At 40.1% G+C, this 21,626-nt stretch carries 18 protein-coding genes; 6 read left to right on the forward strand and 12 right to left on the reverse strand.

The features are described from left to right. The first annotated feature begins 297 nt into the window (after positions 1 to 297). From H5182_RS20090 to adk, 3 genes are all read left to right on the forward strand, one after another. Positions 298 to 1,011, forward strand: coding sequence for an RluA family pseudouridine synthase (locus H5182_RS20090; RefSeq protein ID WP_182760506.1), 714 nt, complete (start codon positions 298 to 300; stop codon positions 1,009 to 1,011). Between the two features lie 135 nt (positions 1,012 to 1,146). Then, complete coding sequence (gene htpG / locus H5182_RS20095; RefSeq protein ID WP_182731943.1) at positions 1,147 to 3,060, forward strand: molecular chaperone HtpG; 1,914 nt, start codon at positions 1,147 to 1,149, stop codon at positions 3,058 to 3,060. Between the two features lie 180 nt (positions 3,061 to 3,240). Then, a complete protein-coding gene (gene adk, locus H5182_RS20100) occupies positions 3,241 to 3,885 on the forward strand; it encodes an adenylate kinase (protein ID WP_064665952.1) in 645 nt (214 codons plus the stop codon). A 69-nt stretch (positions 3,886 to 3,954) separates the two neighbouring features. Here the strand turns inward: adk and tpx are convergent, their stop codons facing one another. Then, positions 3,955 to 4,536 carry a thiol peroxidase gene (gene tpx, locus H5182_RS20105; protein WP_182760507.1) on the reverse strand — a complete coding sequence of 194 codons (582 nt, stop codon included), beginning with the start codon at positions 4,534 to 4,536 and terminating at the stop codon, positions 3,955 to 3,957. Between the two features lie 173 nt (positions 4,537 to 4,709). Between tpx and H5182_RS20110 the strand changes: the two genes are divergently transcribed. Next, positions 4,710 to 5,714 carry a response regulator gene (locus H5182_RS20110; protein WP_145242159.1) on the forward strand — a complete coding sequence of 335 codons (1,005 nt, stop codon included), beginning with the start codon at positions 4,710 to 4,712 and terminating at the stop codon, positions 5,712 to 5,714. Between the two features lie 4 nt (positions 5,715 to 5,718). Continuing rightward, a complete protein-coding gene (locus H5182_RS20115; RefSeq protein WP_182731944.1) occupies positions 5,719 to 6,684 on the forward strand; it encodes a diguanylate cyclase in 966 nt (321 codons plus the stop codon). 118 nt (positions 6,685 to 6,802) lie between these two features. On the opposite strand, the gene H5182_RS20120 is transcribed toward H5182_RS20115, so the two are convergent. The 5 genes from H5182_RS20120 to H5182_RS20140 form a co-directional block, all read right to left on the reverse strand. Continuing rightward, complete coding sequence (locus H5182_RS20120; RefSeq protein ID WP_145242155.1) at positions 6,803 to 7,684, reverse strand: universal stress protein; 882 nt, start codon at positions 7,682 to 7,684, stop codon at positions 6,803 to 6,805. A 5-nt stretch (positions 7,685 to 7,689) separates the two neighbouring features. Beyond that, on the reverse strand, positions 7,690 to 9,204 hold the full coding sequence (locus H5182_RS20125; RefSeq protein ID WP_182760508.1) for a SpoVR family protein: 1,515 nt from the start codon (positions 9,202 to 9,204) through the stop codon (positions 7,690 to 7,692). Between the two features lie 21 nt (positions 9,205 to 9,225). After that, positions 9,226 to 10,509 (reverse strand): YeaH/YhbH family protein, encoded by a 1,284-nt coding sequence (locus H5182_RS20130; protein ID WP_182760509.1) that lies wholly within the window; start codon positions 10,507 to 10,509, stop codon positions 9,226 to 9,228. Positions 10,510 to 10,539: 30 nt separating this feature from the next. Continuing rightward, complete coding sequence (locus H5182_RS20135; RefSeq protein WP_149982777.1) at positions 10,540 to 12,462, reverse strand: PrkA family serine protein kinase; 1,923 nt, start codon at positions 12,460 to 12,462, stop codon at positions 10,540 to 10,542. Positions 12,463 to 12,641: 179 nt separating this feature from the next. Continuing rightward, entirely contained in the window at positions 12,642 to 13,223 is a 582-nt protein-coding gene (locus H5182_RS20140) for a superoxide dismutase (RefSeq protein WP_145242146.1), read from the reverse strand. Between the two features lie 276 nt (positions 13,224 to 13,499). On the opposite strand from H5182_RS20140, the gene H5182_RS20145 reads away from it, so the two are divergent. Continuing rightward, complete coding sequence (locus tag H5182_RS20145; protein ID WP_064665960.1) at positions 13,500 to 13,838, forward strand: Grx4 family monothiol glutaredoxin; 339 nt, start codon at positions 13,500 to 13,502, stop codon at positions 13,836 to 13,838. A 29-nt stretch (positions 13,839 to 13,867) separates the two neighbouring features. On the opposite strand, the gene H5182_RS20150 is transcribed toward H5182_RS20145, so the two are convergent. The 6 genes from H5182_RS20150 to H5182_RS20175 form a co-directional block, all read right to left on the reverse strand. Beyond that, positions 13,868 to 15,208: a PAS domain-containing sensor histidine kinase gene (locus H5182_RS20150; RefSeq protein WP_149982776.1), complete on the reverse strand. Its 1,341-nt coding sequence runs from the start codon at positions 15,206 to 15,208 to the stop codon at positions 13,868 to 13,870. Continuing rightward, a complete protein-coding gene (locus H5182_RS20155; protein ID WP_145242142.1) occupies positions 15,208 to 16,536 on the reverse strand; it encodes a sigma-54 dependent transcriptional regulator in 1,329 nt (442 codons plus the stop codon). Before H5182_RS20155 ends, H5182_RS20150 begins: the two co-directional genes overlap by 1 nt. An 83-nt stretch (positions 16,537 to 16,619) precedes the next feature. Next, entirely contained in the window at positions 16,620 to 17,828 is a 1,209-nt protein-coding gene (locus H5182_RS20160) for an ABC transporter permease (RefSeq protein ID WP_182731945.1), read from the reverse strand. An 11-nt stretch (positions 17,829 to 17,839) separates the two neighbouring features. Beyond that, positions 17,840 to 19,153, reverse strand: a complete 1,314-nt coding sequence (locus H5182_RS20165) for an ABC transporter permease (RefSeq protein ID WP_182731946.1) — start codon at positions 19,151 to 19,153, stop codon at positions 17,840 to 17,842. A gap of 3 nt (positions 19,154 to 19,156) precedes the next feature. After that, positions 19,157 to 19,867, reverse strand: a complete 711-nt coding sequence (locus H5182_RS20170; protein ID WP_182731947.1) for an ABC transporter ATP-binding protein — start codon at positions 19,865 to 19,867, stop codon at positions 19,157 to 19,159. 27 nt (positions 19,868 to 19,894) lie between these two features. Then, on the reverse strand, positions 19,895 to 21,148 hold the full coding sequence (locus H5182_RS20175; RefSeq protein WP_182760510.1) for an efflux RND transporter periplasmic adaptor subunit: 1,254 nt from the start codon (positions 21,146 to 21,148) through the stop codon (positions 19,895 to 19,897). Positions 21,149 to 21,626: the final 478 nt, after the last annotated feature.

The following is a 21,626-nucleotide window of genomic DNA, read 5'->3' on the forward strand; positions in this document are numbered from 1 at the left end:
TAAATAAAGCGCTAACTGCGTTATAATTTTTTCAAGTAGAACAACTACATGTCAAAATTTACGCCTTGTTATCACTGTATTTATCTGTCGCTATAAATGGTCAGTAACTTAACACGATTGGTATTAACCTTCGACATGCGTTCACTGCCATTTTCTAATCTTGAAAACTAGTGCCCTTTATAGTTAAAAGCCAAACTACAGCGCAGCATACCGACTTTTTTGTGTATGATAGAAATTTAACTAGTTTCAAGATACTAATGTCGCAACGTTTTTATAAAATCAATAATGAGAGAAATAATGTCTAATATAAATTTGCCACAGCATTCTATTGTCGATGACTTTATTGCATCGGTTTGTCATGAGCATGTGGAAATTTTATATAAAGACGATGATATTTTATTGATCAATAAACCCAGTGGCTTACTGAGTTTATCTGGTAAAAATCCGGCCAATTGGGATTCTGTGCATTATCGTTTAGTGAATGGGCAGCCAGGTCTGACTGCCGCATTTCCGACAGCTAAATTGCCGCATCGATTAGACTATGGTACTTCAGGTATTATGATTGTAGGCCTTAACCCTGAATCAACTAAGCTCCTTAATAAGCAGTTTCAATCAGGGACAATAAAAAAACACTATGTAGCCATGTTGGATGGCTGGTTATTAAATGACGTAGGTCAAATAAACGCTGCAATAGTCAAAGATAAGTTACTCTTTCCATTAGTTAAAATTTGTAATGTGACGGGTAAGTCTGCCGTCAGTGACTATTTAGTATTACAGCGCTTAACATCACCGCCGCGTACTTTAGTGCAATTTACCCCTGTGACGGGGCGTACACATCAATTACGTATACACAGTCACAGCATTGGGCACCCAATTATTGGCTGTGATCTGTATAAAAACCAACATAGCCAACAACTGGCTGAGCGCTTACAATTACATGCCAGCGATCTGTTTTTTGTACACCCTCGAAGCTCCAAGCAAACGCACCTACATTGCCCACAGCCATTTTGATTGTAAGAAAAAACAACTTAACTTCCGTGTTTATCTTGCTATGGCTTACTTTTTTGCTCTTTTGACTTGAAGTTAACAAACCGCGCCCCATATTAAGTGCATAACGCAGACACTTTGCAAATTGGAGATATATAAATGACTGCAGCACAAAAAGAAACATTAGGCTTTCAAACAGAAGTTAAACAACTATTAAACTTAATGATTCACTCACTTTATTCTAATAAAGAAATTTTCTTACGTGAGCTTGTGTCAAATGCCTCAGACGCAGCTGATAAATTACGCTTTTTAGCACTTTCAAATGGTGAACTATACCAAGGTGACGCAGACTTACGTGTACGTATCAGTGCCGATAAAGAAAAAAATACCGTAACTATTTCTGATAACGGTATTGGTATGACTCGTGATGAAGTGATCAGCTCGTTAGGGACTATTGCTAAATCAGGCACTGCTGAGTTTTTCAAAAACTTAACTGGCGACCAAAGCAAAGATTCGCAACTAATTGGTCAGTTCGGTGTTGGTTTTTACTCTGCATTTATAGTTGCAGACTTAGTGACTGTTCGTACTCGCAAAGCCGGTGAAGAAAAAGGCGTTGAATGGCAATCACAAGGTGAGGGCGAATACACGCTAGAAGAAATTGAAAAAGCAGGCCGTGGTACTGAAATTACTTTACATCTTCGTGAAGATGAAAAAGAGTTTGCTGATGAATGGCGCCTACGTAGTATTGTAACTAAGTACTCGGATCATATTTCAACACCAGTACAAATGTACAAAGCCGAAGTGCCTGAGTCAGAAGGTGAAGATGGCGAGAAAATTCCAGCCGTACCTGGTGAGTGGGAAAGCATTAACCGCGCCACAGCAATGTGGACGCGTGATAAATCAGAGCTATCTGATGAAGAATATAAAGAATTTTATAAGCATGTAAGCCATGATTGGGAAGATCCACTGAGCTGGGCTCACAACAAAGTTGAAGGTAAAACTGAATACACAAGCTTACTGTATATTCCTAAAAAAGCACCATTTGATTTATGGAATCGTGACCGTCAAAGTGGCTTAAAGCTATATGTACAACGTGTATTTGTAATGGATGATGCTGAGCAATTTATGCCTAGCTACTTACGCTTTGTAAAAGGTTTACTTGATTCAAACGATTTACCGTTAAACGTATCACGTGAAATTTTACAAGATAACAAAGTAACGCAAGCAATCCGCAAAGGTTGTACGTCACGTACCTTAAAACTGCTTGAGCGTATGGCGAAAAATAAAGCCGACGATTACCAAGTATTTTGGAATGAATTTGGTCAAGTGATCAAAGAAGGTCCAGCAGAAGATGCAGCGAATAAAGAAGCGATTGCTAAGTTACTGCGTTTCTCATCAACACATACTGATGAAGAAGCACAAAACGTTTCATTAGAGCAATACGTTGAGCGTATGAATGAAGGCCAAGACGCGATTTACTACGTTGTTGCGGATTCATTCACTGCGGCGAAAAGCTCTCCACATCTAGAGATCTTCCGTAAGAAAGGTATCGAAGTACTGTTGATGAGTGACCGTGTTGATGAGTGGATGATGAGCCACTTAACCGAGTTTGCTGAAAAACCATTTAAGTCAATTACCCGTGGTGACCTAGACTTAGGTAGCTTAGATGATGAAGAGACCAAAAAAGCGCAAGAAGAGTCTGAAAAAGAAGTTGCAGGCTTAGTTGAGCGCATCAAAACAGCACTTGGCGATAATGTTAAAGATGTACGCTTTACGCATCGTTTAACTGACTCACCAGCCTGTGTGGTCGCTGATGACAACGACATGAGCTCACAAATGCAAAAGCTAATGGAATCAGTAGGTCAAGCTGCCCCAGAAGCAAAACCAATTTTTGAGCTTAACCCTGAGCATCAACTTGTTAAGCATTTAAATGTTGAACAAGACGAAGACAAATTTGCACAGTGGTCACATGTACTGCTTGATCAAGCCTTGCTTGCAGAGCGCGGTACATTAAAAGATCCAGCAGGTTTTGTGACTCGCTTAAATAAATTAATGTTAGATTTGAGTAAGTAATTGCTCAAAAACTAATATTTTAATAAAAAGGGAACTTCGGTTCCCTTTTTTTATGATCTCAACGTAGTCAATTGGTATAAGTTGCTTGAGTATCTGCGGCGCTTATGGAAGAATTCAAGCTTTATAATAAATCATACTGATATGCTTTTTGTAAAATCAGTATCAAACGAGGACAATGATATGCGCATTATTCTTTTGGGCGCGCCGGGTGCAGGTAAAGGCACTCAAGCTCAGTTTTTGATGGATAAGTACGGTATTCCACAAATTTCAACTGGTGATATGTTACGTGCTGCAATTAAAGAAGGCACACCACTGGGTCTTGAAGCGAAAAAAGTAATGGATGCAGGTCAGTTAATTTCTGATGACATCATCATAGGTCTTGTTAAAGAGCGTATTACTAAAGCTGATTGTGAAAAAGGTTTTTTACTAGATGGTTTCCCACGTACCATCCCACAAGCTGATGCAATGAAAGAAAATGGCGTAGTTGTTGATCACGTTATTGAGTTTGATGTGGCTGATGAAATTATTGTTGACCGCATGGGAGGACGTCGCGTTCACCCAGGTTCCGGCCGTGTTTATCACGTAGTTTACAATCCGCCAAAAGTGGAAGGTAAAGACGACGTTACAGGTGAAGATCTGATCATCCGTGCTGATGACACAGAAGAAACAGTACGTAAACGTTTAGGTATTTACCATGAGCAAACAATGCCATTGGTTGATTATTACCAAGCGGAAGCGCAAGCGGGCAATACGCAATATCATAAACTAGATGGTACCCAAGCTGTTGAAGCTGTTAATCAGCAACTTGCTGAATTATTGGGTTGATAATTCAATCAATAAAAAACCGCCGATTGGCGGTTTTTTTATCATTGTAATGTACTCTAGCGCAATAAATTACAATGTGTTTAAAGCACTTATAACTGGGTCATACTTTGGCTCTGTTGATAAATCAGCTACTAACTGCTTGTAAACAACTTTATGACTTGCATCTAATACAAATACGGCTCGTGTAAGCAGACCCATATCTTTAATGATCAGACCATAGTTTTGACCAAAGTCACGCCATACTGAATCAGATAAAGCAGTAATTTTATCTATGTTCTCGGCTTTGCAAAAACGTTTTTGTGCAAACGGTAAATCAGCACTAATGGTGAGCATGGCTATATTTGGAAATTGCGATGCAACCTTTTCGTTAAAATGCTTGGTTTGAATGCTACAAACACCAGTATCCAGACTTGGAACAACGCTTATTAAAACGGCTTTACCTTGGTAATCGGCTAAAGTAATTGGCGTGAATGAGCCATCAACCACTTTAAAGTCTGGTGCTTTATCGCCTAGTTTTACACCTTGTCCTAATAAAGTGATTGGCTTAGATTGTGCTGATACTTTTCCCGCATCAAGCGTGTTTTCGGTCATATCGGCGGCAAAAGCCATTGAACAAAAGGCACTTAAAGCAAAAGTGAGTGATCGGAGCATAAGGTATTTCCTTTAGAGTTAACGCAATTAGGCTGAGTGTATTATAATCATCCATGGACACCAAGAGTTTAATGCAATTTAAAATTGTAATGTATGGTTACATTGATTAACATAAAGCAGTAATAAATGTTTACATTTTTACTAATAAAAATAAAAGCAATCAGAGAGAGACTATGTCAACATCGGTACTAATTTGTGATGATTCTAAGCTTGCGCGCCGTCAGTTAGCTCGTTCGTTGCCCGATGATTGGGATATTAAAGTTGAGTTTGCTGAAGATGGCGTGCATTGTATTAAGCAAATTAAAGCGTTAAACCCGGAAATCTTATTTCTCGATTTAAATATGCCGCAAATGGATGGCTACGAAGTACTGCAAGCGATTCAAGAGCAAAACTTGGATATATTAACCGTTGTTGTCTCTGGCGATATTCAGCCCAATGCGCATCAACGGGTAATCGAACTTGGCGCGATAGACTTTATCCAAAAACCATGTGATGCCCAAAAGCTTGCCGATATTATCGAACACCATGGAATTAAAGATAAAGCAATGCGTGAGCGGCTCTCACACCGCTTAGGTGAGCAAGTTGACCCAGATGTCAGAGACATATACCAAGAGCTGACTAACGTGGCAATGGGGCAGGCTGGAGACTTATTAGCACGACTATTAAATGTATTTGTTGAATTGCCTATTCCTAATGTCAATATTCTCGAAGTTAATGAACTTGATATGGCACTGCGATCAATTGATGCCAATGCAACAACGTCAGGCGTGTGCCAAGGTTTTATTGGTGGTGGTGTATCCGGTGAGGCATTGTTACTTCTAAATGATTCTAGCTTTAAAGAAATTGCGTCCTTGATGAATTATGAAGGGGAGCTCACTAACAAAATTGAGCTGGAGTTATTAATGGATATTAGTAATATCCTGATTGGTGCAATCTTAACGGGATTATCTCGCCAATTAGATATGACTTTTAGCCAAGGACATCCGGTGGTGTTAGGCCAACATTGTGATGTATCTGATTTAGTTAAAGCAAACAAATCACGCTGGCAACGTACTCTGGCAATAGAAATTAGCTATGGTATTGAGAACCACAATATTAACTGTGACTTGATGCTATTATTTACCGAAGACTCACTAAAAACTTTGAAATACAAAGTTGCTTACCTATTAGAAGACTAACATTATGCCTGCTGCTGATTTTAATATGAATGAAATCCATTGGTTAATGGATATGTTTAATACCGTAGATGTTGGTTTAGTGGTGTTAGATAGGGACTATAAAGTGTGTATTTGGAATGGTTTTATGGAAAACCATTCAGGTATGTTACCCAGCGCTGTAAAAGATAAAGACTTGTTTGATTTATTTCCATCAATTGATGAAAAGTGGTTTCGTAGTAAGTCAGAATCAGTGTTTATTTTGAAAAACCGTTCATTCACTATTTGGGAACAGCAGCCATATATTTTCCGCTTTAAAAATTACCGTCCAATCACGGGTAAAGCAGACCATATGTTTCAAAACGCTACGTTTATTCCTCTATCAAATACGATGGGAGAAGTTGGCCATATTTGTATCATTCTTTATGATGTAACTGATATGGCAGTGAATAAAAAAGAACTTGAAGAAGTTAATCGTAAACTTGAACAAGTGAGTCAAACGGACGCACTAACAAAATTGACTAATCGAGGTCATTGGGAAGATACCCTACGAAAAGAATTTCTTAGGATCAAACGCAGTGGTGGCACAAGTACTTTATTGATGTTTGATATCGATCACTTTAAAAAAGTAAATGATGAACATGGGCACCGTTGTGGCGATGAAGCACTGCGTAACATTGCTGATTTACTGCGTAAAACATTACGTGAAACAGACATCGCAGGTCGTTATGGCGGCGAAGAATTTGCAGTAACGTTATTAGACACGGACCACAAAGGTGCTGAGATATTTGCTGAGCGTTTGCGTAGTTTAATTGAAAACTCATCCATTTACTTTGACGAACAGCAAATTAAAGTGACTGTTAGTGTTGGTTTTGCCTGTTTTCAAGATGAATTCGAACGTTATGAAAAATGGATTGAAGCGGCTGATAAGGCACTTTACTTTTCAAAAGAAAATGGCAGAAATTGTATTACTGCATATAAAGATTTGAGTTAACCTTGATGAGTATAAATACCCTCGCGACACAATAGCAAAAGTTTAAATTAAGTTGCTTTGAATAGGCATAAAAAATGACGCAAAATGCGTCATTTTTTATGCTATTGCCAGCAGGTATCTAGCATTCAGGTGGCAAAATAAGCAAGTCTGTTTTTAGTAACCGCATAACTTTTTCAGCGGTATTGCCAATTAACTTACCTTTTATACCTATGTTGCCTACTGAGCCCATGATCACGAGACCGGCACTAAGCTTAGCTGCAATACTTGGGATCACTTGCTCGGCTAGGCCCGCTTTTATATGAAGGTTATTTTTTATATCGTGCTCAATAATTAAATTACGTTGAATGACAGGTAGTTTGTCAAAAGCATTCAGTACTTGTTCGTCTGAAAATACAATGCCTAAGTCTCTTAAAATTGGGGATACATGAACGGTATAACAAGTATAAAACTGACAGTCATAATGCTTAGAATAAGCTAAACCAGTTTCAATTATATCTTTGTTTAGTTTGTATTTAGTGGCTTTTTCGCTACCTAAATCAAGCGCAGCTAACACATTGGTGTTATTGCGCCAGGTATTATCCGCAGCTAAATAAAGTGGTAGTGGGGTAAAGCGGATCAACTGCCAGTCAAGTTCACTAAATTGACAATGCTCGTCAATATGCCGCGTTTTTATCACCATCTCATAATTTTCAAAGTCACTCTCATTGGCTAACCATTGCTCAGGTGCCTCATGCCAAATAATATTTAATGAATAATCTGATTCTGACAATTCGCTTTCAAGTAGTGGTACTAATTCTTTTTTGAGAGTAGCCAACCTTGTTTCTTGAATTACTTGCAATTGTTCAGCTGGCGGCGAGAACAAAATATTACCAGCACTTTCATAGGCAAAGGCGACAATATCAATATGTTTTTGCTTACCAATTGCTTTGTGTTTCGCGTGCAAAATAGCAGTACGTGCAAATTCTACTGAATCAATTAGTACGAGAAGCTTTTTATCCATTCTATTCACTCTGTTGTATGGCGTGAATCATCTGATGGACATTGCCCGAGTATATTCAATTCGCCAGAGGTTGACTCTTGTTCCAGTTTTACCTTAAAGCCCCATAGTCTGTAAAGGTGTTTTAATACCTCATGGTGAGACTTTGCCAGTGGAATATCCTGATGTGGCACGTAGCGCAAGGTTAAAGAGCGATCACCTCTAATATCAACATCATAGATCTGAATGTTGGGTTCGTGATTACTGAGGTTATATTGTGCTGAGAGCGCAGTCCGTACCGCGTGATAGCCGCTTTCATCGTGGATCGCACCAACTTGTAGATTCGGATCTTTTTCATGATCGATAATAGTGAATAATTTAAAGTCACGAATAAGTTTGGGTGATAAAAATTGGCTAATAAAACTTTCGTCTTTAAAGTTTTCCATTGCAAAGTGCAGCGTATCTAACCAGTTGCTCCCGGCATATTCTGGAAACAACTGTTTATCTTCTTCGGTAGGGTTTTCACAAATACGGCGGATATCCACCATCATATTAAAACCCAGCGCATAAGGGTTAATACCCGAATAATAATTACTATTGTAAGGGGGCTGGTACACAACATTAGTATGACTTTGTAAAAACTCTAACATGAATGAGTCAGTGAGTTTCCCTTCATCATATAAGTGATTCAAAATAGTATAATGCCAAAACGTTGCCCAGCCTTCATTCATTACTTGGGTTTGCTTTTGAGGATAAAAATATTGTGAGATTTTACGCACAATACGAATTATTTCTCGTTGCCAAGATTCCAGTAATGGCGCGTTTTTTTCTATAAAATACAAAATATTTTCTTGTGGCTCTGAAGGAAAGTGACGCTCGTGTTTTTTAGTTTCCTGTTGATGTGAAGGTATTGTGCGCCAAAGTTCGTTCACTTGTGATTGTAAGTAATCTTCGCGCTCTTGTTGGCGTTTTTGTTCTTCAAATAAAGATATTTGCTGTGGGCGTTTATAACGATCAACACCGTAATTCATAAGTGCATGGCATGAATCGATTAGGTTTTCGACTTCATCAATGCCATGTTTTTCTTCGCAACGAGCAATATAATTTTTTGCAAATAATAGGTAGTCAATAATAGAGCTGGCATCAGTCCATGTTTTAAATAAATAATTACCTTTAAAAAACGAGTTGTGCCCGTAGCAAGCGTGCGCCATCACTAAAGCCTGCATTGGAAGGGTATTTTCTTCCATTAAATAAGCAATACAAGGATTCGAGTTTATGACAATTTCATAAGCCAATCCCATTTGTCCGCGTTTGTAGTTTTGCTCAGTTTGAATAAATTTTTTACCATAAGACCAGTGACTATAGCCAATAGGCATACCAACACTGGAATAGGCATCCATCATTTGTTCTGCGGTGATCACTTCAATCTGATTAGGATAAGTATCGAGGCGATAATGTTCAGCAACCCGCGCAATTTCGTCTTGGTATTGTTGTAGTAATTCAAATGTCCAATCTGGCCCATCACTCATTCGTTTATTGGTCATATAAATACCTCGCTGTACAGCCTAGGCTGCCCCTTGGTGTTGACGACTCTTCTTGAATAACTCACGGAAAATAGGGTAAATATCTTCAACATTGCGTATATGTTGAATAGCAAAGTTATTATGAGTTTGACAAATATTTTGATACTCACGCCATAGGCTCTGATGGGCGCGGGTAGTGATCTCAATATAAGCGTAATAGCGAATGGTACTGAGCAACTTGTTGCGTAAGATCTCTGAGCATTGGGGAGAGTCATCTGCCCAATTGTCGCCATCAGAGGCTTGTGCTGCATACACATTCCACTCGCCAGCGTTATAACGCTCGGTAATTATCTCATTCATTAACTTCAGTGCGCTGGAGACAATTGTGCCGCCAGTTTCTTGGGAATAGAAAAACTCCTGTTCGTCGACCTCTTTGGCTTGGGTATGATGGCGAATATACACCACTTCAATGTCTTTATAACTGCGGGTCAAAAATTGATAAAGCAAAATATAAAAACGTTTTGCCATATCTTTGGTTGCTTGATCCATCGAGCCCGACACATCCATAATACAAAACATCACCGCTTTACTAGTTGGATGAGGCTGTTTTTCATAGTTACGAAAGCGCAAATCGTAATTATCAATAAAGGGCACTGCACTGATGCGTTTTTGTAATGCGGCGATTTCTTGCTCCATTAATGCAATAGCAGCTATATCAGGTTCAGGCTCAGCCATTAATAGGCAAAGCTGTGTTTCAAGCTCTGCTAATTGACGCTTTTTACCCGCGCTCATCGCAACACGCCTTGCAAGTGAGCCCTGAAGTGAACGCACAATATCAATATTACTCGGCATACCATCACTACAAAAACCAGCACGATGAGTTTTCATTTGCACGAGTTTATCTAACTGGTTTTGCTGTAAATTTGGCAGTTCTAAGTCTTCAAAAAGTAAGTCTAGATACTCATCTTTAGAAATCGAGAAGACAAAGTCATCTTCTCCTTCACCAGAGTCACTCGCTTCACCTTCGCCGGCTCCACCACCTTGGCCACCTTGCGGGCGTTTAATCTTATCACCGGTTGAGAACTGATCGTTACCAGGATGAATTTGTTCTCTATCGCCCCCTTTACCTTGATGGAAAGTAGGTTCACTTATATCCCGTTGCGGAATTGAAATACTCTCACCGCTACTGGAGTCAGTGACACTGCGTTTATTTATTGCATCTGACACCGCTTCTTTGATCTGTTTTTTATAGCGCCTGATAAAGCGTTGACGATTTAACGTGCTCTTATTCTTACCGTTCAGGCGACGGTCTATAAAATGCGCCATAAAGACCCCCTAAAAATACACAGCTGCGTGTTATTGCGATTTACGCACGCGTAAATACCACTCTGATAACAAACGAACTTGCTTTTGGGTATATCCTTTTTCCACCATACGATTGACAAAATCTTCATGTTTTTTCTGATCTTCTGCGGATGTTTTCGCATTGAAGGAAATAACGGGTAATAGTTCTTCAGTATTGGAGAACATTTTTTTCTCAATCACAGTGCGCAGTTTTTCATAGCTGGTCCACAATGGATTTTTACCATTGTTGTGCGCCCGTGCACGCAATACAAAATTAACGATTTCGTTACGGAAATCTTTTGGATTTGAAATGCCTGCTGGTTTTTCAATTTTTTCAAGTTCGGCATTTAATGCTTCGCGGTTGAATAGCTGGCCGGTATCAGGGTCGCGATACTCTTGGTCTTGGATCCAAAAATCAGCATAAGTGACATAGCGGTCAAAAATGTTTTGCCCGTACTCAGAGTAAGACTCTAAATAAGCTGTTTGCAGTTCTTTACCAATAAACTCAACATACTGCGGGATTAAATAGCCTTTCAAGTGGCTTAAGTAGCGTTCTTCAACGTCGGCAGAGAATTGCTCTCGTTCAATTTGTTGCTCTAATACATAAAATAAATGCACTGGGTTTGCCGCTACCTCAAGTGTGTCAAAGTTAAACACGCGCGATAAAATTTTAAATGCAAACCGAGTTGATAGTCCGGTCATGCCTTCATCTACACCGGCATAATCTCGATACTCTTGATACGATTTAGCTTTAGGATCGGTGTCTTTCAAGCTTTCGCCGTCATATACCCGCATTTTTGAGTAGATACTAGAGTTTTCTGGATCTTTTAACCGTGATAGCGTGGTAAATTTTGCCAATGTTTCCAGTGTGCCTGGCGCGCAAGGAGCATTATATAATTCACTATGTTCCAATAGCTTGTCGTAGATTTTTACCTCTTCAGATGCACGTAAACAATACGGCACTTTGACGATGTAAACACGGTCTAAAAAGGCTTCATTGTTCTTGTTGTTTTTAAAGGTCTGCCATTCTGATTCGTTTGAATGAGCCAAAATCATGCCATTAAAGGGCAGTGCACTAATACCTTCGGTGCCATTATAATTTCCCTCTTGCGTGGCTGTTAAAAGCGGATGCAATACTTTGATTGGCGCTTTAAACATCTCAACAAATTCCATTAAACCTTGATTTGCAAGACATAATGAACCGGAATAAGCATAAGCATCAGCATCGTTTTGAGCAAAATGTTCTAGTTTGCGAATATCAACTTTACCGACTAAAGCGGAAATATCTTGGTTGTTTTCATCCCCAGGTTCAGTTTTTGCAATAGCAATTTGATTTAAAATAGAGGGGTAGCGTTTTACCACTTTAAACTGGCTAATATCACCATTAAATTCAGATAAGCGCTTAGTGGCCCATGGTGACATAATAGTTTTTAAGTAACGGGGCTTAATCCCGTATTCTTTTGCCATCAGCTCAGCATCTTCATTAGGATCAAAAAGCGCCAACGGGTGGTCATTGACCGGTGAGCCTTTAATTGAGTAAATAGGCACTTGTTGCATTAAATATTTTAGCTTTTCGGCAATCGATGATTTACCACCGCCAACAGGTCCAAGTAGATAAAGCACTTGTTTACATTCTTCAAGGCCTTGCGCGGCATGTTTTAGGTAAGAAACGATTTGTTCAATCGCATCCTCCATACCGTAAAAATCATTAAAGGCAGGGTAACGTGCTACTACTCTGTTTGAAAATAATCGACTTAACCGTGCATCCTTTGAAGTATCGATCATTTTTGGCTCACCAATGGCCGCTAATAATCGCTCTGGTGCGCTGGCATAAGCCGATTTATCAGTTTTACAAATCTCTAAGAACTCAGCGATACTATACTCTTCTTCTTGTGCCGCTTCGTATCGTGCTTGGTAATGCTCAAAAATACTCATGGAAACCTCCGAAAAACCTGCTTAAACTAGGTGCTTACAAATTAAAAAAGAAGCAAAGGTTATTTAAAGCTTAGTCACGAATTTGATTTTTTGTGCAATAAAATTAAAAATTTATGTTAGAAAACAAAAAAGACGCCGGAGCGTCTTTTAAATTGGGCTTGCTCAGAACGAGCAATCAATTATGCGAAGTTAGCGTTCGCGAATTCCCAGTTAACAAGCGACCAGAATGCTTTTAAGTAGTCTGGACGAACGTTACGGAAATCAATGTAGTAAGCATGTTCCCACAGGTCCACAGTCAGGATCGGTGTTACACCGTCTTGAGTTAGTGGCGTTGCTGCGTTAGAAGTATTAACGATGTCTAAAGAACCATCAGCTAATTTAACTAACCATGTCCAGCTTGAACCAAAGTTGTTTACTGCTTTATCATCAAAAGCTGCTTGGAATGCTTCAAAAGAACCCCATTTAGCATTGATAGCATCTGCAACAGCGCCTGTTGCTTCGCCACCGCCATTTGGAGATAGGCTGTTCCAGTAAAAAGTATGGTTCCAGATCTGTGCTGCATTGTTAAATACGCCACCTTCAGAAGAACATACGATTTCTTCAAGTGATTTACCTTCAAATTCAGTACCTGGGATTAAACCGTTAAGTTTAGTCACATAAGTGTTGTGGTGCTTGCCGTGGTGAAACTCTAATGTTTCTTGTGAAATATGTGGCTCAAGTGCATTAATTGCATATGGTAGTGACGGTAGTTCAAATGCCATTTTTTATCTCCATCTTCTTTTGGTTGATAGTTCAAATAGTAATAGTTAATGCCTGTTCAAACAGGGTAGTTACCTATACCAAATGAGATTATAGTGTTACTATAATTGTTGAGTATTTTACTCAAGTTTTAGCAAACAGCAATGCCAAACAGCAGTGCAAATGCAAGACTATTTCGATTGCGGCTTTATTTGCCCACTTTAAGATACATATATGAGGCTTAATGAAAATTTTTCAAGCCTTAATATGTTCAGCTATCGTCACTTTTGAGGTTGTAGATGGAAACCATTGATAAAATTAAACAGCAGATTTCTGAAAATCCAATTATCCTTTATATGAAAGGATCGCCTAAATTACCAAATTGTGGTTTTTCTTCACAAGCATCTCAAGCATTAATGTCATGCGGTGAACCGTTTGCCTATGTTGATATTTTACTAAATCCTGATATCCGAGCTGAATTACCAGCATATGCCAATTGGCCAACATTTCCACAACTGTGGGTTGATGGCGAATTAATTGGTGGTTGTGACATTATCATTGAAATGTTTCAACGTGGTGAATTACAACCACTGATCACCGAAACAGCAGCTAAATATAAAGAAGCTGACGCTGAGTAACGTTTATCAGCAAATCAACAAAAAGCCGCTTAATTGCGGCTTTTTTGTGATTGTTTGTTAGGACCGTGGGGCAGAATGACATGAACACTAAGCCCACCGTGCTTACGATTGTGTAAGCTAATTTGACCATGATGCGCTTCGACTATTTCACGGCACAATGCTAACCCCAAACCACTACCAGCGACTTTAGTTGAATAAAATGGGATTAATGCATTGGCCATCACTTGCTCACTCATACCTTTACCTTGGTCGTTTACACTGATATGTGTGCCTTTAATATTCTGTGTAACAGTGACACTTATATGTTCGCTTGCAGAGCCTGATTCGTGAGCATTTTTTATTAAGTTGATCAGTAGCTGCTCGACTTGAGTCGGATCAGCCAGTGTATGCACGTCATTACTTATATCGAGCATAAAACACCATTGATTTTGCAGTTGTGTGAGCAACACTTGCCAATTAATTGCGCTTGGCTGAGGAGTGGGCAGTTTGGCAAATTTGCCATAGCCTTGTACAAAGTCGTTTAAATGTTTGATGCGTTCAGAAATGGTAGCAAACACGCGGCTAAGTCTGGGTTCGTCTACTTTTTCACTGAGTAACTGGCCGCTGTGCAGCATTGACGACATGGGACCCAGAGAGTTATTAAGTTCGTGACTGATGATCCGAATGACCTTTTTCCACACCTCGACTTCTTGACGGCTAAGTTCGCGGGTGAGTTGTTTAAAGACATATAAGTAATGGTATTGATTGTTAAGTAATAACTTACCGGTTGATAAATGCCACGCTTGAGATTCTTGGTCTTCAGTATCTAGCGTAAATAAACCATCGCTACCGCGCGTTAAAGCATTGTTTAACTGTGGATGAGCATTTTCAAGCAGGTGTGCAAACTGACTTCCTTCAAGCGCTGTTTTGGCATTAAAAAGGTCTCGGGCACTGTAGTTACTATAAACAATAAAGCCTTTATCATTTTTTAAAATAACGGCTTGGGGAGAGCTTTGTAGCACTTTATCAAGCATCAGCTCGCGCTGATAGATCCATTGTTTCTCTTGGCGTAATTGCTTTGCAGTTTGATTATACAATTGACACAAGCGGCCTAATTCATCGTTGCCGTTATAAGCTAGTAAGGTGGCTAATTCACCGTCTTTAAAATTAAGCAAACCAGTTTCAAGTGAGTGTATGCCTTGCACCAGAGTGCGGCTGAGCCGAAAAGATAAATAACTTGCCAGCAGCGATGTGAGCAGCGTTGTTATTAATAGTGAAGGCCAGCTTAAATGGGTTAACCAGCAGATGAGCCAAACAGGAATAAGTGCAGAGATGTTACATATCAGCACTATTTTACGAGTGAGAGACAGTGCAGGTTTATTTTTTTCCATTAGTAATCAATCTCAAATTTCTGCAAACGGCGGTACAGTGCTTGACGACTTAAACCAAACTGTCTGGCAACTTTTGCGATCACTCCTTGGTGCTGACGCATAGCTTGTTCTAGTTCTACTCTACTGGGTTCTTGTTTAGCAAAGTTAGTGTGCAGCGGTTGCGATTGTAGAGCAAAATCATCGAGGGTAATGTCGCCATTAGGTTTGAGTACGGCTGCGCGTTTACAGGCATTTTCTAGCTCACGAACGTTGCCGGGCCAATTGTGCGCGAGTAATCCTTGCTCTGTTGTAAGCGATAATTCGCGCTCGCCTAAGAAGTGTTTAGCAAGCGCTAAAATGTCATCTGGTCTTTGCGCTAAACTGGGTAAATTTAGCTCAATCACGTTGAGGCGATAATATAAGTCTTCTCTAAATCGACCTGCATGAATGGCCGCTTTTAAATCTTCATTGGTAGCTGAAATAACCCGAACATTTACTTTTTGTGTTTTTGTTGAACCGAGTCGTTCAAACTCACCAGTTTGTAACACGCGCAGTAGTTTCATTTGCCCTGATAATGGCAGGTTACCAATTTCATCTAAAAACAGCGTACCACCATCAGCGGCCTCAAAGCGACCAATTCGCTGTTTGGTGATGCCAGTATAAGCACCCGCTTCAGCGCCAAATAATTCGGCTTCAATTAAATCATGGGGCAGGGCTCCGGCATTGATGGTCAAAAACGGGGCATGGTTTAAGTGAGAATTGGCTTGAATAATTTGTGCAATGCGTTCTTTACCACTGCCATTTGCACCTGTTATTAGCACAGAGACATCTGACTTAGCGACTTGTATTGCCATATTGAGAATTTTTTCCATGGCGGTACTTTGATACACTAAACCAACTAGGTTGGCATCGGCTAAACTTGATGTTCGCTCTTGCTGGTGGCGCGCATACATTACATTTTGTTGTTTTGCTTGGCCAAGTTCGATTAAGTTATTAACACAGGTGAGGAGCTTGCTATCGTCCCATGGTTTAGGTAAGTAATCAGCGGCACCGGCTTTGACTAGCTCTATGGCGCTGGCCAGTTCAGTCCACGCGGTGATCAAAATAATCGGTAAGTGCGGGTTGAGAGCTCTTAGTTGATAAAACAACGCTTTACCTTCTTCGCCAGAGGTGGTGTCATTACTAAAATTCATATCTTGAATAACCAGCGCGATACGTTGGTATTGCACTATTTGTAAGGCTTCAAGCTGCGTTTTTGCAGTCACAACCTGATAGTCATGAATTTCTAACAGTAATGACAAGGCTTCTAATATGGCAGGGTTGTCATCGACAATAAGTATTTTTTCCATGTGAATTTAATCGCTGTTTTTGTTATCTTTATTTCAAAATGCTACACGGTATTAAACCAGTGTAGCATAGGTTGGGAGCTGCTTTATATTGTTCGCGTGGCGATACTCGGTGATATGTTGGCGGCACGTTTTGCAGGGCCAAACACGGCAAGTAAGCTCATAACAAACACCATAATGGCAGTGCCTGCGATATAGCTCGGTGGCAGTGCGGCAATTGAAAAGTGCTGCATTAATAATTGACCAAGTAACAGCGCCGCAATAATGCCAAGGAGCAACCCCACACAGCAGATCATCGCATTTTCAACTAAAAAGTAGTTAATAATGGCTGATTTTCTGGCTCCTAATGCACGGCGAGTGCCTATTTGCTTGGTGCGTTTGCTGATATTAAATAAGGTTAAGCCAAAAATCCCCAATGCAGTTACCAGTACTAATATCGTGATGAGCACAATCAGCATACGCATCATCAATTTGTCTGCTGCAACATATTCGTCTTTAAGTTGATCTAAGCCATTGATATTGTTGATCACCCGTTTATTGTAATTATTCAGCATCGCGGTTTCGATTTGCTTCATCACAGCTGCACGTTGACCAGGCTTGGTTCTGACTGCAAATTGTGCGTAAGTTTTGCCTTGAATATAAGGGATCAGCGCAACATTATTTGGGTGACTATCTTTAAGCCAAGGGCTCTTCATATGATCTGCCACACCGATAATCGTCAAAGGCAAATCGCCAAAATAAATTGTTTTGCCGAGGCCATCACCTTCAGGAAAAAGTTCATCGAGTAAAGCTTGCGTGACAACAGTAACATTGGTAGTTCTCTCAGTAGGTGAATTAGTGATTGTTACTTCATCCTCTGTAAAGTTGCGCCCTGCAATTAGTTTTACACCATAAGTGTCTAAACCATGCTCATCAATGAAAATATAAGAACTACGGATACTTTTACTTTCTTGAGGAGCCGGTTTCAAATTAAAGCTTGATGCACTGCCACTACCGGATAGGGGAATACTGCTGCTTTGCGCTGCATTTACAACCCCAGGTAGGGCTCTTAACATCGCTTCGTCTAATTCAAACTGTTGACTTAAATCGATATCTTTACCAAAGGTCATCACGTTGAATTTAAAAATATCGTGTTCAGGGTAGCCAGTGTCTTGATTTAAAAAAGCGACTCTATCTTGGATAATAAATGCCGCATTACTAACGATTGCGGTGGTTATGGCAATTTGAATTAAGAGTAATATTGCCCCGACTTTTGAGCGGCAAAGAGCATGAAATATAGGTTTGATCTCTAACATTAGTGTGCTCCTTATTGGCTTTTAAGATAAATAGCTGGGTTAGTACGGCAAACCAGCCATGCAGGATAAAGCCCGGCTACTATGCAGGTTGTAATAGCGATAACAGGCGCACTGAGTAACATAGTGATATCCATTGTGGCGATTGATGAATAGTAATCATAGCTTTGACGAACAGCCCACAAACCTAATTGCGCAAGTACGATACCGACTAGGCCGCCAAAACATCCAAGCATAGCCACTTCAACAAGGTGTTGTAAAAACACTTGTCGTTTACTGGCGCCTAGTGCTCGGCGCACACCTACCTCCGGTGCCCGACGCAAAAACTTAGCTAGCAATAAACCAAGAATATTTGCTAAACACACTGCTAAAAACATAAAACTTAAGCCGACCAATATTTTATTGTCTTCACTAACGACATTGTTGTATTGCATCCATTGGTTAACATCACGTAGCTTATATTCGGGTTTTTCTCGGGCAAAGCGGCCGCGCTTTTTTTGCTCTTGAATGTAAGAATTAAGATAATTTTCGTAGTTTGTTTTTTGCTCCGCGTTATCTAGTTGCGCCCAAAATTGGATCCAAACTATTTCCGATTGCATTTTATCGGCGTAGCTATTGATATTCTCATGTTTCCAACCGTTGCTGTTGCCCCAAGTAGTTAGCTCTTTGGTTTTGACTAAGCTAAATGGTAAAAATAATTCTTCAGGTTCATTAAATGCACCATTATTTAAATCATAATACTTAAGGTTAAGTGACCAGTCAGCGATCACACCAACAACTTCGTAGCTGTAATCATCTAAGTAGATCAATTGGCCAATTGAGTTGTTTCCTGCAAACAGTTTATCGTTGAGTTCTTTTGAAATCACCACCACAGGGGCGGCAGATTGCTCTTGTTGTTCACTCCATTCACCGCCGTAAATAAACGATACATTAAACATATTAAAAAAATCAGGCGTAGTCATCCGTGCATTACTGGTAAACGGCTTTACTTTGTCTGAGTCTAGATACACTGAGAATCCAGTACGCATCATCGCGACCTTTTTTTCAGGAACAGGCGCATTCTGCAAATTGACTGCATCTTGATAAGTCAGTTGCATAGGAAGGTTATCCTCGGTCCACCACGTATGGCCTTCATCCATGGTTTGTAATTGCACAGTATAAAGTTGATTGCTTTTTTCGGGAATAGGATCCGCCGACATCATATGATAAACGCTTAAACTGGTCATGGTTACACCAATCCCAATAGCAATGGCTAGCACCATTAACATACTTACCAGTGGTGTGCGCTTAAAACTACGCCAACTTAAATCGAGGTAATGTAATAGCATAAGTTACACTCCAGCCACATTTTTTAGGTTTTGCGCGCCTTGATACAAGGTAAAGTCGGCAAGTTGACCATCAACCACTTGAATATTACGAGGTGCTCTGCGGGCAAGTTCTGGGTCATGAGTCACCATAATGATGGTCGCGCCGTCACGGTTAATTTGCTCCAGCAACTCCATCACTTGACGTGCCATTAAGCTGTCTAGGTTACCTGTTGGTTCATCAGCTAATAAAAAGCGCGGCTCACCGGCGAGGGCGCGGGCAATCGCTACCCGTTGCTGTTGACCACCTGATAACTGCTGCGGCAAATGTTTAGCGCGTGAAGCTAGACCTACTTGTTCTAAGCACTGTTCAATACGACGTTTACGCTCGCTTGCTTTAATACCTCGGTAGCGCAGTGGCACTTCAATGTTTTCATATAAATTTAAATCAGGGATCAGGTTGAAGCCTTGGAAAATAAAACCAATTTTTTGATTGCGACAATCCGCCCGTTGATTGTCGTTCAGTTTGCCAACATCAATACCATCGAGCAGATATTCACCACTGCTAAAAGGTTCTAACATGCCTGCGATATTTAAAAAGGTGGTTTTCCCGGAGCCACTAGGGCCAGTTACTGCAATAAACTCACCTTCATCTACGTGCAAATTAAAGTCGCGTAGTGCATGGGTTTGCACCATTTCTGTTTGATACAGTTTACTAATATTGTTCATTTTAAGCATGAGTTGATCCTTGTAATATGTTTGTTCTTATCTCAGTAATAATGTTGGCGCTTGTTTAAAGTTATCGTAACTGGAGATGATCAGCTGATCGCCTGAGTTAACACCTTGTAGCAATTCTATTGCGTTGATGCTGCTTGCCCCGGTTGTGATATTTACCAGTTGTGCGGTGTCGCCGATAACTTTGTAAACCTGCGTACCACCTTGCTGCATAAACGCACCGCGTTTGATTTGTAGAACGTCATCACGATTTTCTAATAAAATGCGCGCTGTTAATCGCTGGTTTTGGCGAATGCCTTTTAGCTCTTCGTCAAAGCGTACTCGAGTAGTTACTTCACGATTGTTAACTTCCGGCGAAATTGCCGACAACACACCAGTCACTTTTTTTGCCCCGAGTGTGAGCTCAACTTCCATTCCTAAACCGAGTTCGTTGGCGTAACTTTCAGGTACTTGCAGTTGTGCTTCAAAATTACTTAAATCAACCAGCGTCATTAACGGCTGACTTTGGGTAACGGCTTCTTTTTGTTGTACAAGCAGGTTACCAACAATGCCGGTGACGCTGGCTTTAATAGTTAAGTTTCTGACTTGGCGATTTAAATCATCAACGATCAGTTGTTGGCGAGCGAGATCGCGCTCTGCAGCTTTGAGTTCAAATGCGAGTGTATCTTTAGCAAGTTCAACTTCTTGTTGAGCGTGTTTGTAAGAAAGCTTGGCACGGGCAAGATCATCAACTGCTTTTTCTAAATCAATTTGGCTGATCAAGTTTTTTTCGATAGAAAGCTTAGCACGGCGATTTTCCCTGTCTGCTGCATTGAGCTCTACTTGGGCGAGATCAAGCGTTTTGGTTAAGCTTAACTTTTGTCGGCGTGCTTCTAAGTGCTTACGTTGTAATTCACCATCAAGGCGGGCTAACACCGATTGTTGCTGTTTTAGTTCATTATTGAGTTCTGGGCTATCGACTAAAGCAATAATGTCATCTTTATTTACTTTATCACCGGCTTTAACTTGTAAATCCACATAGCCACGTTCTGGGCTATAAACCTTGGGAGCATTTGCAGCAACAATTTTACCGCTGGCGGCTACATCACGTACTAAACGACTAATATTAACGGTAGCAATCTGTAAAGAAGCCCGCTCAACAGAAATACTGCCTTGATTGTTACCCATAAATGCTTGTGCACATAAAGCAAGTACAGCAAGTGATAGCGCCAGTACTATTAATGGTTTTTTGTAACTACGTCTTTGCGTAATACTTACATCTTGTGCGCTGGTATCTTTTATCATGAGTGATCCTTAGCTATGTCTATTCTCGGAGTAAGTGATCATCAAGCTCACTACTAAGACAGTGATTGGTGAAACTAAAAATAAACTGAGAATAAACATAAGTTGTGTCCTGTAATTATCTTTTAATGTTTATTCGAATATCATGCCACTATTTAATGTCATGATTTTAATGAAATAATTATTTATTTTTAAATTATTTGGTGTCCGCGGACATAAATTGTGTCCGCTGCGGACACTTTACTATGGCGGCTAAGAAGCTGCCGCAGGCGTCAACAGGGTGAGCAAGCTAAAAACTTACTAACTAGCGTAAATTATGCAAAATGTGACTGTTGTGATGATAATTATGCATTAATTAGTGGCTTTAAATTTACCCATAAAAAGACACTGGAAAGAGTATTTACTCTAATGTGCACTGTGGTATCGACCTTGAACGACAGCAAAGAGATTCAATAAAAAAGAAAGCATTTATTTTCGCTAC

This window comes from Pseudoalteromonas sp. SG44-17, assembly GCF_014164235.1.
Classification (GTDB): Bacteria; Pseudomonadota; Gammaproteobacteria; order Enterobacterales; family Alteromonadaceae; genus Pseudoalteromonas; species Pseudoalteromonas rhizosphaerae.

What these genes read in the sequence shown, in the direction of transcription:
- H5182_RS20090 (WP_182760506.1), top strand. Translation starts at nt 298, where the DNA reads ATGTCTAATATAAATTTGCCACAGCATTCTATTGTCGATGACTTTATT.
- htpG (WP_182731943.1), top strand. Translation starts at nt 1,147, where the DNA reads ATGACTGCAGCACAAAAAGAAACATTAGGCTTTCAAACAGAAGTTAAA.
- adk (WP_064665952.1), top strand. Translation starts at nt 3,241, where the DNA reads ATGCGCATTATTCTTTTGGGCGCGCCGGGTGCAGGTAAAGGCACTCAA.
- tpx (WP_182760507.1), bottom strand. Translation starts at nt 4,536, where the DNA reads ATGCTCCGATCACTCACTTTTGCTTTAAGTGCCTTTTGTTCAATGGCT.
- H5182_RS20110 (WP_145242159.1), top strand. Translation starts at nt 4,710, where the DNA reads ATGTCAACATCGGTACTAATTTGTGATGATTCTAAGCTTGCGCGCCGT.
- H5182_RS20115 (WP_182731944.1), top strand. Translation starts at nt 5,719, where the DNA reads ATGCCTGCTGCTGATTTTAATATGAATGAAATCCATTGGTTAATGGAT.
- H5182_RS20120 (WP_145242155.1), bottom strand. Translation starts at nt 7,684, where the DNA reads ATGGATAAAAAGCTTCTCGTACTAATTGATTCAGTAGAATTTGCACGT.
- H5182_RS20125 (WP_182760508.1), bottom strand. Translation starts at nt 9,204, where the DNA reads ATGACCAATAAACGAATGAGTGATGGGCCAGATTGGACATTTGAATTA.
- H5182_RS20130 (WP_182760509.1), bottom strand. Translation starts at nt 10,509, where the DNA reads ATGGCGCATTTTATAGACCGTCGCCTGAACGGTAAGAATAAGAGCACG.
- H5182_RS20135 (WP_149982777.1), bottom strand. Translation starts at nt 12,462, where the DNA reads ATGAGTATTTTTGAGCATTACCAAGCACGATACGAAGCGGCACAAGAA.
- H5182_RS20140 (WP_145242146.1), bottom strand. Translation starts at nt 13,223, where the DNA reads ATGGCATTTGAACTACCGTCACTACCATATGCAATTAATGCACTTGAG.
- H5182_RS20145 (WP_064665960.1), top strand. Translation starts at nt 13,500, where the DNA reads ATGGAAACCATTGATAAAATTAAACAGCAGATTTCTGAAAATCCAATT.
- H5182_RS20150 (WP_149982776.1), bottom strand. Translation starts at nt 15,208, where the DNA reads ATGGAAAAAAATAAACCTGCACTGTCTCTCACTCGTAAAATAGTGCTG.
- H5182_RS20155 (WP_145242142.1), bottom strand. Translation starts at nt 16,536, where the DNA reads ATGGAAAAAATACTTATTGTCGATGACAACCCTGCCATATTAGAAGCC.
- H5182_RS20160 (WP_182731945.1), bottom strand. Translation starts at nt 17,828, where the DNA reads ATGTTAGAGATCAAACCTATATTTCATGCTCTTTGCCGCTCAAAAGTC.
- H5182_RS20165 (WP_182731946.1), bottom strand. Translation starts at nt 19,153, where the DNA reads ATGCTATTACATTACCTCGATTTAAGTTGGCGTAGTTTTAAGCGCACA.
- H5182_RS20170 (WP_182731947.1), bottom strand. Translation starts at nt 19,867, where the DNA reads ATGCTTAAAATGAACAATATTAGTAAACTGTATCAAACAGAAATGGTG.
- H5182_RS20175 (WP_182760510.1), bottom strand. Translation starts at nt 21,148, where the DNA reads ATGATAAAAGATACCAGCGCACAAGATGTAAGTATTACGCAAAGACGT.